The following is a 12,502-nucleotide window of genomic DNA, read 5'->3' on the forward strand; positions in this document are numbered from 1 at the left end:
TACTGATATAAATACCATATCAATCATTCATTTTAATCAAATCTTAAAACTCTTCAAATTAAAAAGTGATTATATATCGTTTACCTTTCACCGTCGGAAAGCTGATCAACCCTGGATCAAGAGTTTCTGTTCGAATAGGAACATCAGCATCCCATACCCCCACATTCCCATCAACACGAAGGTTGCAGTTCTCCCCGGCCTCGGACAAAATCAGTGCTTGTCGGATCGAGCCCTCATCCCAAATGAGATCAACTGCAAATCCTCCGCGTGCCCTTAACCCTTTGACCGAGCCCTTCGTCCAACTATCCGGCAAGGCGGAAAGCAGGTGCAGATACCCTTGATGCGATTGTAAAAGCATCTCCGCAATTCCAGCGGTTACTGCAAAATTACCATCAATCTGAAATGGAGGATGCGCATCGAACAGGTTGGCATATACGCCGCCTTTATTTTCGTAGTTTGTTTCGTCTGTTTTTACAAGCTGCAGCAATTTCCCAATCATACGCAAAGCTCGATTTCCATCTTGGAAGCGTGCCCATAAGTTTACCTTCCAGCCTAAGCTCCATCCTGTTCCTTCATCCCCGCGACGTTCTAAAGCTTGCCTTGCTGCTGCAAAGTACAGGGGTTCCTTCGCTGCCGTTAATTGGCGACCGGGGTAAACGCCAAAAACATGAGAGATATGGCGATGATGCACGTCTTCATCCTCAAAATCTTCAAACCATTCTTGAAGCTGCCCATACTTGCCAATTTGCATTGGATAAAGCCGTTCAAGAGCTCGATTTAACTCATCGCGAAACTCTTCGTCGATTTGTAATATTTCCGCTGCTTCGATACAGTTGGTAAATAAATCCCGGATAATCGCTATATCCATCGTCGATGCAATGCTCACAGCAGTTTTACCTTCTTCTGTCACAAATTTATGTTCAGGTGATGTTGAAGGAGCGGTAATTAATCGGCCCGAACCGTCATCCACTAACCAATCCAGACAAAACAGAGCCGATTCTTTCATTAGTGGGTATGCTCTTTGACGTAAATAATCCTCATTTTTGCCAAAAGCGTAATGCTCCCACAGATGCTGGGAAACCCATGCACCGCCCATTGGCCACAAGGCCCAGACAGGATCGCCGGCAACGGGTGCCGTGTGCCCCCATATATCCATATTGTGATGCGCCGTCCAGCCCCTTGCCCCATAATTGATGCGCGCAGTGTCTTTTCCGTTAAGCGCCATTCTTTCGATGAGTGAAAGAAAGGGTTCATGGCATTCTTCCAGATTACAGTTTTCCACCGGCCAATAGTTCATTTCTGCGTTGATGTTCAGCGTCCAGTTGCTGCTCCAAGGCGGGCGTGTCTCATTGTTCCAAATACCTTGTAAATTAGCAGGCTGCGTACCTGAACGAGAGCTCGCGATCATCAGATACCGACCGTAATCAAATATTAATTTAATAAGCCCTGGATCGTTGGCCCCATATTCGATAACTCGCTGATCGGTCGATAGATGATCAGGAGCCAATGTCTCCCCTATGTTTAATTCGACGCGGTTAAATAACCGTTGGTGATCTTCGATGTGGTTTTGGCGTACTGTTTCATAGGATTGTAAGAGCACTGAATCCAAATACTGCTTAGCCACTCTCGAGGGATCTTGTCCTACACTATTTGCTTTATGGTCAGTTACAGTAAAACTTGTAGCCGCACTGAAATAGAGCGTCGCTGAAGTTGCTCCCAGAATATGCAATCCAGTGGAATTAACCTGCAATATCCCATCATCATGCTCAGCTCCAAGACGGCCTTCGAAATGAATGGCTTCGGTAGTCTCCGGTTGTCCGTAAATAATCGGATGATCGGTTGCATGATATTTCGGGTCTACATGTTCAGGGGCAATACCTCGGAATAGATTTTGATTGCCGTCCATTGCTGTTTCATAACGAAGCGGACTATCCAATCTGGCATGAACATTCAGCATGCCCGCATGGCTTGATTGAAGCCGAATCACTATGGCTTGATCTGGATGGGAGGCAAATACATCACGCGTAAAGCTAACTTCACCGATTTGGTATTGAACCCTGGATATTCCCTCAGCAATGTTCAAGCTCCTCATGTAGGAACTCGCAATATTGCCATGATCAAATTGCAGGTGTAGATCGCCAAGCGGTAAATAAGATTGCCCATTGGGTCCTAACATGCCTCTGCTCAATTGATCAGCTTCGAGAAATCGCCCTTCGAATAAAAGTTGGCGCACTTCCGGAAGCAGTTCCTTCGCTCGTGGATTGTTCCAGTCCTTTGGTGGTCCGGACCAGAGCGTATCTTCATTTAATTGCAGAAGCTCTTTTTCCACACCACCGAAGATCATAGCGCCCAGTCGTCCATTACCGATGGGCAATGCTTCTGTCCATTCTTTTGCAGCTGTCTTGTATTTAAGTTCCATTGTATCCTCTCCTAATCCCAAATTAAAAGTTAACTTCTCCTAGTTCATTCGTGATGAATATTCAAGTCTTGTTCCGGCGAAACCAAAACCGATTCTGTCTCCATAAATCTTATTTGGACATTTTTATGTAACTCTGACTCAGTAAAATTATTTCCCTGGATAACCACTTCACTACAGGCAACCAATTCAATTACAAAACGCGCTGCATCTGAATTCCCAGCGAACGCTGATCCGACAACATCATTATTTAGAACTTGGAGTCCCTGCGTACTTTTAGCATGTAAAACAGGATTATCTTTTAAATCAAACTTGTTGTCTACTATACGAATATTTCTATGAACCGGGTTGTCCAAAGCAATCACTTCATTTTCCGGAGCAATGTGGATAACGGGAGTGCCGCAATGGATAAAACGATTATGGCGAATCGTAACATTGTTGACCATGCCTGATTCATACCAGCTTTTTGCATCGTCGCCTATCAAAATCCCGCTCATGCCCATCCCTTCGAAATGATTGTCTTCAATGACAACTTTCTTCCTTGTCATTACCAAAATACCACGTGTAGGGATTCGTAAAAATCGATTATTGCGGATTTCAACTTCAGGCGTCCAGGATGCATTCTCGACCGCATCTCCTGCTTCAAACCCTTCAGGCAAATCTCGTTCCAGTGTCAGCAATATGTCTCGCATGTTAATCTGCTCTGAATGCTTCACCGTATGGGAATCGTAAACCGTAAGCGAATTACCACGCACAAAATCAATCGTATCGCCTGGGAAAAATCCATTAAAACCATACGTTTGTCCATGCATATAGCGCACGACAATTTGCCGGGGAGCCGGCTGATCCACGATTTGTAAATGCGTTCCATGAACATTGACAGCATCATCATGGGCTCCCTCAAAATGGCTGTTCAGAATGCGAACAAACCCTTTGACACTCGAAAAGTGCATAAAATCAGCAAAAGCCGCACAGGTGCGTCCGGTTTCCGGTCTCGGTGCCAAGAGTATGCTGTCAAACATAAGATTTTCGCTGAATTGCCCGACAATACCTATACCGTGCATATAATGGAAACGCAAAGAAGTCCCCGTGATGCTCGTACTTTGATGGATAAATATACCAACCTGATCCCTAATGCCATCGCGCATTTGAAACACGTTTCCAACTTTCGTATCCGGCACATGATCAAAGTGGAGCCGAAGTTTACTAGGTTCAAGCTGCTCTATATTAATTGCAGTCGTCACCAGATTAGGAACACGCCAAGTTGTGTTCTTCAGCGGGTCATATTCCTGTGCGGGTCCATCTGTATAATACCAGCCTTCGCCAATCCAGGACAACTTCCCCTCCTCAAGCGAATACCACGAATCGTCATGTGTTCGAACATCAAGATAGTGGCTCCCCATCTCTTCAACCGTTATTTCCGACATCGTAGGACGTTCGAAATCCGTACTAAAATTATTCAGGATTATATGGTGGCATTCATCCAACACAATCATGGTCATTTTCCCGTGAAACATAAACAGAGAACCATGCCCTTCCACCGTTAAATAACGAATTCCTTTGAAGAGCAGACCAATCGTTTTCGTTATATCAGAGTTTTCTTCCTCTGAAGTGGTGTTCGAAATATAATAGGGTATTTTTGCTGCATGTTGGGGAAAAAAGTCATAGCGTCCTCTGGGAAACTCCAGCACGACAGGGCCGTCGATGGCCTTAACCGCCTCTATGGCTTTCCTCACCGCGATGACAGCATCTTGCCCTGAATCGGTTATGGCTCCATAATCTGTGACACGGATAACCTTATTTGCGTGACCAGAATTGAAATCGTTATTCGGCATTATTGAAACCTTCTCTCCGATGTAAAATTTGATTGACGATAGAGTGATTCAACCTCCGCTCTACTTGAATCATAGCAAATAGCGGACCTACAGCCAATACTTTCTCATTCAGGCCTATTCTCTATACCTGTTCCCTGATGCGATTTATAAACACAATTTAAACCTCCAAGCATTGGATGCGCAAAAAAACCTCGACATTAATTGCCGAAGTCATGATAGTCGTGCCTTTCCGTGGAGGTCCCTATGCAAAGCTGTTCAACCAATAAATTGTGCCAATAACTGGTTAAACTTGTCGCGTTCTTCCCAGAATGGACCGTGACCGCTGTATTGAAACGGTACAAGTTTTGAGTTATTTATTTGTTGATTTAATACCTGAGCTTGTGCAAAAGGAATCACTTTGTCATGTATGCCGTGAGTGATTAAAGTGGGGACCCTTATTTTTGGCAGATCAGCATCCAACTTTTCATCTCTTAATGTAACGATAATTGCCGCGGTTGACCAACCTGCTGCTTGCAATCCCATTTGGTAAAACCAGTTTGAAAATGGGTCGCTAATATACTGAAAGAAAAAGGTTTCTGTTACTCTTCGGATCATCTTAGGTCGGTCATTAAGGGCTTCAGCAAGAAATGTACTGGCAGTTTCTGCTGTAAAACCCGTGGGAGCTGCAGCGTCAATAAGGATAAGCTTGGATACTCCGTAACCATTATATCGGGACATATAACGAATCGCTATCGCTCCGCCCGTAGAGTGACCAGCTAATGTAAAATTGTTTAATTGAAGTGCACCGACTACGGCGCGAATATCATCTGCCAAGCGGTTATAATTGTAGCCGTTCATGGGTTTATCCGATTTACCGAAGCCTCTCCAGTCAATCCCAATACAGCGGTATCCCATAGAGGGAAGTACGTTAAACTGATATTCAAATTGATTATGGTTTAACGGCCAACCATGTAAAAATAAAATCGTCTTGCTGCCCCCGGGGTTTATATCTTCCACATATAAATTAACACCTGATTCTACATTAACAAAGTATCCCACTCCGATTCCCCCCGTTTAAATAAAGTGTCATCAGCTATAAGATACTCAGCCAGGCAAATATGGGTGAAAGCCCATCGGAGATTCCTTTAAACGAAAAATACCTTCGAGAAGCACCTGCGTTCGGGCTGCTACTCGAAGGTAAATTGTTTTTTATTACACTTGAGGCATTTCGTTAAAGAACATCACGTTTTCTATTGGCAGTCTTGTAGTCGTATGTCCAGGCTTAGCGGCCTTGCCAATGGCAATCAGCATAATCGGAACGTACCGATCTGAAACACCGAAAGCTTCCATGAATGCTGCCTTGTCGTATCCGCCCATCGGGACTGTATCGAAGCCTTTAGCACGGGCAATCAGCATCAGCTGCATTGAAATCAATCCGCAATCGATAAATGCGGCCCGTCGGGAATCTTCCGAAGACCGGGTTTGGATTCGCTCGACGAACATATTCGCCGTCTCCTCTGGCATTAACCCCGCTTTGACCGCTTGCCCGTATATCTCCGCTGCCTTTTTGTTGCTTTCCAAGTCACCAAGAACGGTGATGACAGCAGATGCTTCAATGATCTGCTGCTGATTGAAAGCGATAGGAAGCAACTTCTGTTTCAACTCCGGTGAGTCGATGATGAGAAACCGCCACGACTGCATGTTGGCGGACGAAGGGGCCAATGCAGCCAGTTCGAGCATCTCGGTCAATTCTTCGCGCGGGATAATCACCGAAGTGTCGTAGCTGCGGACAGAATGGCGTTCCCTAATGACGTCGAAAAAGTTTTGTGGCTCCAACTGTTGGGGCGCTTGTGAAAGGGTCATCTTATTATCTTCCTCCTGTACTTAGATTCTGTGCTATTTTTTTCACAGTTAATCGAATACGGAATCCGATTGAGCAATTCATCAGAGTTTTCCATATTCTGTGCAATTATTAACACAGTATTAATCAAAAAAAAGGTAATAACTGTGCCTTCTTTTACACAGTATAATATCGTAAATCTACTTTGTCAATATACTTTATTTACTAACCATTACATCATACCTTGGCTTGCAGCCTCTCCGCCAAATCGGCGAGCGTGTAGCGGCTTAACACTTGACGCATGCTCTGCTCCATCTCATCCGTAATTTTTGAGAAGGTCGCTTTCATCTCAACGCCGAACGGGTGCGTTCCCGTTGTTTCCTTGATTCCAATACAAAGAGGACTTCCGACATGAAATGCATCGTAAACATCCGCCAACGTAATCGACTCCGGAGCCTTCTTCAGCCGGTATCCGCCATCACGGCCTTCTCGCGTTTCCAGAAATCCTTCACGGGCGAGGACGGCAAGCACCCGCCGAATAAGGGTCGACTCTGATTGCAAATAATCGGCTATGACGACGCTCGGGCACGTCTGGACATTTTCTTTGGATAAATAGATAAGAGCCTGCACCGCCAGTCCGAACCATTTCGGATGATAATTGCCTGTGCATTTTTCCGCCTCCATTTTATCCTCCCCTTTCGTGACCTGACTTATCCGTGTTTTCTTTAATTGTATCGCGAAACTGTAGGATGGAGCAAGTGGAAAAAACGTTCTGCAAGAACCCCGATTAAGGCTGGTGCAACTTTAACTTCCTTAAAATAAACTCCATTCAAATTGTTGTGAGAGTGTCTCCAAGAGATGAACCCCTGCAACACTGTTGCCCTTATTGTTTAAAGCCGGACCGATAACACTTATCCCATAACGGCCCGGCACCATCGTCAGAATGCCTCCTGAGACGCCGCTTTTGGCTGGAAGACCGACGCCAATTGCGAATGCACCTGAAGCATTATACATGCCGCAAGTAACCATAAAAGTCTTGGCAATCTGAACAAAACGATGGGGGATTAATGATTTTCCCGATATGGGATCGATACCGTTGCATGCCAGTACCAGAGCCATTCGAGCCAGATCGGCGCAAGTTACTTCCACCGCACAATGATGGAAATAAACATCAAGTACTTCCTCTACATCGTCCTTCAGCACAGTTATCCTTAAGAAAATAAGCCAGTGACCGGTTGCGATGAGCCGTATCGAATTCAGATCGGTACACATCAAAATTATAGGAAAGTGTGTCGTTATGGGCCAGTTCACGAATAAATCGAAGAATACGGGCTGATTTCTCGATGGGACTACTCCCCTTGATCAAAGAAGAAATGACAATCGCCCCTGCATTGATCAATGGGTTAAAGGGAATTCCGGGCTCCACAAGCTCTAGCTTGAGCATGGAATTAAAATCATCTCCAGAAGGCTCCATCCCTACCTTGGAAAACACGGCTTCCTCACCATGATCAATAAGCGCCAGAATCAAGGTGAATACTTTTGAGATACTTTGCATCGTGAAAATCAGATGATGTTCTCCTTCTGAGACCGATTCACCGCTAGCATCCAAGATAAAAATTCCCAGTCCATCTTTCGGAGATTTGGAAAGCTCAGGAATGTAAGCTGCAACCTTCCCATGAACATTAAGTGTTCGGCTTAATTCAAGCTTTTCGGGTAGAATTACTTTTAAACGATTAAGTTCATCCGTGGGTATCACATCCCATTTTCCTTCCTCGATTGGGTGAATAGGCTCAATTACTTAATCCCACTCTAATTTACAATTCCGAGCAAGTCAAACATATGATGAAGTGTACAACCTAGGTTGAAATCTAGATTTCTATCTTTATTCTTAAATTAGGCCGTTTGTAATAGCATGTACCCAAACATTTTCGTAAATACAAAAATATAATATAGTATATTGATTGAAAGGAGTGAATACGAATGAGCGCAGTTGGTGGATTTGGTCGTCATTTCGCTTTTGTCTTGGTTATCTTTATTCTGTTAGTTATTATTCTTGCCTCCGGATTCATAATTTAATAGAGTCATTGAAATTAATGGCCCTAATACAAATTATTCTGCTGTTTCAATCTGACTGATATCTGGCTAGTCGAATATTATGGTCAGCCAGTCTGTTCTGGCTGGCTTTTTTTTTGGACGGCATTTTCGCAACCATAGTTTCGTAGGTTCTAAGCTTGTTAATATTATCTTAACACGTTTCTCATGATAATTTCATAATGGAGGGTTATTCTTATAAGTAGACCCCCTTTAATATACAGCCCTGCGACCTTAATAGTCGCGGGGCTGGCTAATTTCTAGCAAGAATAACAGTTTGCTTTCCATTTTATTATTTGACTACGGGCCATTTCTCTTTGCGAAGCGCTTTTATCATTTCCGGTCCTATATGCAAGTTATTCTCTACCAGCTCAAAAGGGGTAAGCGCCATCCATTGGTTTAACGATATATCGACATTTTGGCCGCTCTTGAACATCTCCAAAAACCACAGCGTTTGGTTGCCGGTATTCTGAATATAGTGCCCAAATGCAAAGGGTACATATCCGACATCACCGGCTCTATAATCAAAGGTGCGAGTTGCACCTTTCCCTGCAAAAACCGTCATGCGTCCCTGTCCGGTAAGGTAATATTGCCACTCGTCATTATTGGGATGCCAATGAAGCTCTCTCATTGCACCAGGTTCAATCTCAACTAAGGAAGCAGCAATAGTTTTAGAAATAGGAAAGTTGGAAGAGTCCACAATACGAACACTTCCACCAGGAGATTTAATTGGTTCTTGCGCGAGCAGCTGATGCTTGAAGCTTTGTGGAGCTGTCCCGTAATTGGGCTGATCTCTCTGATTTACCAGCGAACCGGGAATATTACCCTGGAAAATATGGAGCTTTTCTGAACTGATGTTGGAAAAGGCACCCTCGGGTACGCCAAAATTAGCGGACAGCACATCTTTTGGAGTATGCACAAACCAATCGGAGAAGGAAAAGGTATTATGCTCCGAAAAATTACCGTCATCGAAGACAAGCAGAAATTCGCATCCTTCCTCCAGCCCCTGAATGGAATGTGGAAGTCCTGCGGGAAAGTACCAGAGATCACCAGGTCCGATGTCTTCATTGAAAATTCGACCCTCCTGGTCTAACAAGGTTATGTGTGCCCGCCCGTACAGCATATAAGCCCATTCCGCTTGCTGATGCCAGTGAAGTTCACGCACACCACCCGGTGTTAAGCGCATATTAACACCAGCAAGCGTGGTCGCTATCGGCAGCTCCCTTACGGTGACCTCCCGGGACCATCCCCCGTGACTTAATTGCATATAACTATCTGAGAATGAAAATTTCAAATTAGGGGTCAAGCCGGCATCAGTATCCGGTGGGACCAGCATGTCGGGGTTCTCCATATCCCGCATGACGTCCCGAGGACCAAAATCCGGCGCTCCGGCGCCATCATTCCTTATGGGCTGTGGTACATTACCGTCCGCGGCTTTAGTCCTGGGTCGATTTTCCATGATTCATACTCCCCTCATTTGGATTATATCAAGGAGATTTCTGTTTCCTCATTCAAGTAATTTATGAGATAGGTTCCGTTCATATGAATGAATAATGGAGATACCCATCAACAAGACGGATACCTCCATTTTCTATGTTTATCTATATGACTTCATCTTCCGTCCAGTTTAAGGCTGTCGCCTGATTCCATCACAATGCCCTCAATTTGGTGTTCAGCCAGCGCTTTGGCAAAGGCATGTCCGTCTTGAGCGATTAACGGAAACGTATTGTAATGAACAGGCACAACTTTTTTGGCGCCTAACCACTTTGCGGCCAGCACCGCATCTTCCGGCCCCATCGTAAAGTTGTCGCCAATTGGCAAGAAAGCCAAATCGATATCGTTTAGTTCCCCGATGATCTTCATATCCCCAAATAACGATGTATCTCCGGAATGGTAGATCGTTAATCCGTCCACATAGAGAAGCATCCCTGCCGGCATACCCATGTAGACAATTACTTTCTTGTCCGGGATTTCGTAGCCAGATCCGTGAAACGCTTGGGTGAGCTTGACTTTGCCGAATTCAAAGGTATGTGCACCGCCAATATGCATCGGATGCACTTTGCAGCCCTGCCATCCCATATATACAGCCAATTCATTGGGGGCGACCAGCAGTGCGTCATTGCGTTTGGCTATGTCTGCAGCGTCTCCGACATGATCTCCGTGTCCGTGAGTAAGCAGAACGGCATCGACTTTCAAATCGCTAGCGGACACCTTGGCTGCAGGATTACCGGTTATAAAAGGATCGATAATAAGCGTATGATGCTCCGTCTGCAATTGCACACAGCTATGTCCTAAAAATGTGATAATCATCATATATCTCCTTATATTTTGAATTTTCGGGAAGCCGGTTGACTTCCTCTCCTATATTATCCGATATCTATCACAATTAGTCTAATCCAGCGGTACTCCATCTATGGAATGAATTCACCGCTCTTGGTAAAAGTAAAAACCAGCCGCTCTATACGATAGAATCGGCTGGTTATTGTTACTCCGTTATTTTGAGACGGCGATCGCCTCGATCTCGATCAAAAATTGTTCTCTGAACAGTCCGCTCACTTCAACGACCGTACCGGCAGGCGGTTTTGACGTATTGATGTATGTATCGCGGATGTCCCTCACGACTTGGAATTGGGAGATATCGGTGATGAAATACGTCAACTTTACCACTTCGTCAAAGGCAGCATCCGTCGCTTCCAGCGCGGACTTAATATTTTCGAAAACTTGTTTCGTTTGCGCCGCCAAATCCCCGATCCCCACTACCTGTCCTTCCCGGTTCAATGCAACCTGTCCGGCAATATAAATCGTTCTTCCGCTCCGTACTTCCACGACGTTCGTATAGCCGTTAGGCTTTGGCATGGTATCCGGGTTTATAAATGTAACAAGTTTATCTGCAGCCATTGGTTACACACACTCCTTTCATTCTTATGTCTGGCATATTGGAAAAGTACCTGCTTTAGAATAAAGACGTTTGTCGCTAAGGCGTGCCCATGTCAGTCAGCTGTGACCGGCTGGGAGTCCTGCGACGTCTCTGGCGCATTCTGGCTCATGATCGGGATCAATGCAAATGCTCCGAGAATGAACAGTATGCCTGCGCCTGTATAGATTGATACTAGCGGGTAAGCGTTCTTCAACATGCCGGCCAATGACATGGAGATAACCATCATTCCTATGAACATCGGAGTCAGTACACCATTGACCCGACCGACAATAGATTCGTGCGACCATTTCAAGATCATCGTACTGATTCCTATATGGATGCACGGGAACACGAGTCCGTTCACAAACTGTACAACCAGTGTGAGAGGCACACTCGTCGAGTAACCGACGATGACCGTGCATATGGCTCCTACCAGCATTCCGATGGCCAGCAATAATTGCGGTGCGACTCTCTTCGCAAAAACGGCGATGATGCCGCCTCCTATCAACATAGCAGCACCATTAACCATGAGAATGTACTGCAGAAATTCCTTAGACTGTCCGAGTCGCTCCGTTACGATGAACAGGCTGAGTGCTTGGGCGAGGCCAACGGCGAGACCTGCCAAAATGAATACGGCTCCCAGCATCCGAAGTACTGGACTTTGCCAGACGTAATGGAAGCCTTCATTGAACTCCTTACGGAATTGGCCTTTTATCATTGGCGGCTTCTGCTCGTCCTTGTCCTTGGGCAGTCGCAGCAATGTGAGCGCGGACAGCAGGAACACAACCCCCATAACGGCAATTGACGTCTTCAGGCCGAAAGTGCTATATGCGAACGTACCCAGCATCGGTCCAAGCACCATGAAGATAGCCATCAATGACTGGAACAACGCCATCCCCTGTTGCAGCTGATCTTCCGGAACATGCTGCTTGAACAACCGCATACTCGAAGGCTGTGAGAACTGTGATAGAATCGCTGAGATGAAAGTGACTAGAAAGACAGACTGCCAGGATCCGAATTGAATCATCAGCAGCACGACGAATACCGAAACTGCTGACAATAAGTCGCACCAGATCATAGTTCGCTTCGGCCGCCAGCGATCGGCGAAAGTTCCGCCTATAAACGAGAACACGAAGATCGGCGCGAATTCGGCGAGGCTGATCAAGGATATGGCATATGGATTGTTATTTGTTTTGTCCGCGATAAAGAGCAGAATGGAAAAATTCCTCACCCAGATGCCAATTTGCAGTAAAATGTTGGACAACAGTACAGTCTGAAGGAAACGGTTGCCGAAAAGACTAGGGGCTTTAACGGCGTTTTGATGAATAGCCAAGCTTCAACACTCCTTTTTTTTCATGCTAAGTTTTGATTTATTCTGGAAACAGGTTGAGGCAGCTTTTAATAATACGAAACAACCAAGCTGC

At 45.3% G+C, this 12,502-nt stretch carries 9 protein-coding genes and 1 pseudogene; all 10 read right to left on the reverse strand.

What is annotated here, in order from left to right:
* Positions 1 to 58 precede the first annotated feature (58 nt).
* The gene (locus tag BLV33_RS04125) at positions 59 to 2,419 is read right to left on the reverse strand and encodes a glycoside hydrolase family 95 protein (RefSeq protein WP_090788537.1); all 2,361 of its coding nucleotides are present in this window, start codon (positions 2,417 to 2,419) and stop codon (positions 59 to 61) included.
* Between the two features lie 44 nt (positions 2,420 to 2,463).
* Positions 2,464 to 4,251, reverse strand: a complete 1,788-nt coding sequence (locus tag BLV33_RS04130; protein ID WP_090788539.1) for a right-handed parallel beta-helix repeat-containing protein — start codon at positions 4,249 to 4,251, stop codon at positions 2,464 to 2,466.
* 255 nt (positions 4,252 to 4,506) lie between these two features.
* Positions 4,507 to 5,289 (reverse strand): alpha/beta fold hydrolase, encoded by a 783-nt coding sequence (locus BLV33_RS04135; protein WP_090788540.1) that lies wholly within the window; start codon positions 5,287 to 5,289, stop codon positions 4,507 to 4,509.
* A 153-nt stretch (positions 5,290 to 5,442) separates the two neighbouring features.
* Entirely contained in the window at positions 5,443 to 6,093 is a 651-nt protein-coding gene (locus tag BLV33_RS04140) for a nitroreductase family protein (protein WP_090788542.1), read from the reverse strand.
* 214 nt (positions 6,094 to 6,307) lie between these two features.
* The gene (locus BLV33_RS04145) at positions 6,308 to 6,754 is read right to left on the reverse strand and encodes an RrF2 family transcriptional regulator (protein ID WP_090788544.1); all 447 of its coding nucleotides are present in this window, start codon (positions 6,752 to 6,754) and stop codon (positions 6,308 to 6,310) included.
* 129 nt (positions 6,755 to 6,883) lie between these two features.
* Positions 6,884 to 7,823, reverse strand: a pseudogene (glsA, locus tag BLV33_RS04150) (glutaminase A).
* A gap of 630 nt (positions 7,824 to 8,453) precedes the next feature.
* Positions 8,454 to 9,620, reverse strand: coding sequence for an oxalate decarboxylase family bicupin (locus BLV33_RS04155; RefSeq protein WP_090788546.1), 1,167 nt, complete (start codon positions 9,618 to 9,620; stop codon positions 8,454 to 8,456).
* Positions 9,621 to 9,772: 152 nt separating this feature from the next.
* The gene (locus BLV33_RS04160; RefSeq protein WP_090788548.1) at positions 9,773 to 10,471 is read right to left on the reverse strand and encodes a metal-dependent hydrolase; all 699 of its coding nucleotides are present in this window, start codon (positions 10,469 to 10,471) and stop codon (positions 9,773 to 9,775) included.
* Positions 10,472 to 10,654: 183 nt separating this feature from the next.
* Positions 10,655 to 11,059, reverse strand: coding sequence for a RidA family protein (locus tag BLV33_RS04165; RefSeq protein WP_090788550.1), 405 nt, complete (start codon positions 11,057 to 11,059; stop codon positions 10,655 to 10,657).
* 92 nt (positions 11,060 to 11,151) lie between these two features.
* Positions 11,152 to 12,411 carry an MFS transporter gene (locus BLV33_RS04170; protein ID WP_090788552.1) on the reverse strand — a complete coding sequence of 420 codons (1,260 nt, stop codon included), beginning with the start codon at positions 12,409 to 12,411 and terminating at the stop codon, positions 11,152 to 11,154.
* Positions 12,412 to 12,502 lie beyond the last annotated feature (91 nt).

Origin of the sequence: Paenibacillus sp. GP183 (genome assembly GCF_900104695.1) — a bacterium.
In the GTDB taxonomy this organism is placed as follows: Bacteria; Bacillota; Bacilli; order Paenibacillales; family NBRC-103111; genus Paenibacillus_AI.

Excerpts from the sequence above, each read along its gene's own strand:
- BLV33_RS04125 (WP_090788537.1), bottom strand. The coding sequence starts at position 2,419 with ATGGAACTTAAATACAAGACAGCTGCAAAAGAATGGACAGAAGCATTG.
- BLV33_RS04130 (WP_090788539.1), bottom strand. The coding sequence starts at position 4,251 with ATGCCGAATAACGATTTCAATTCTGGTCACGCAAATAAGGTTATCCGT.
- BLV33_RS04140 (WP_090788542.1), bottom strand. The coding sequence starts at position 6,093 with ATGACCCTTTCACAAGCGCCCCAACAGTTGGAGCCACAAAACTTTTTC.
- BLV33_RS04145 (WP_090788544.1), bottom strand. The coding sequence starts at position 6,754 with ATGGAGGCGGAAAAATGCACAGGCAATTATCATCCGAAATGGTTCGGA.
- BLV33_RS04155 (WP_090788546.1), bottom strand. The coding sequence starts at position 9,620 with ATGGAAAATCGACCCAGGACTAAAGCCGCGGACGGTAATGTACCACAG.
- BLV33_RS04160 (WP_090788548.1), bottom strand. The coding sequence starts at position 10,471 with ATGATTATCACATTTTTAGGACATAGCTGTGTGCAATTGCAGACGGAG.
- BLV33_RS04165 (WP_090788550.1), bottom strand. The coding sequence starts at position 11,059 with ATGGCTGCAGATAAACTTGTTACATTTATAAACCCGGATACCATGCCA.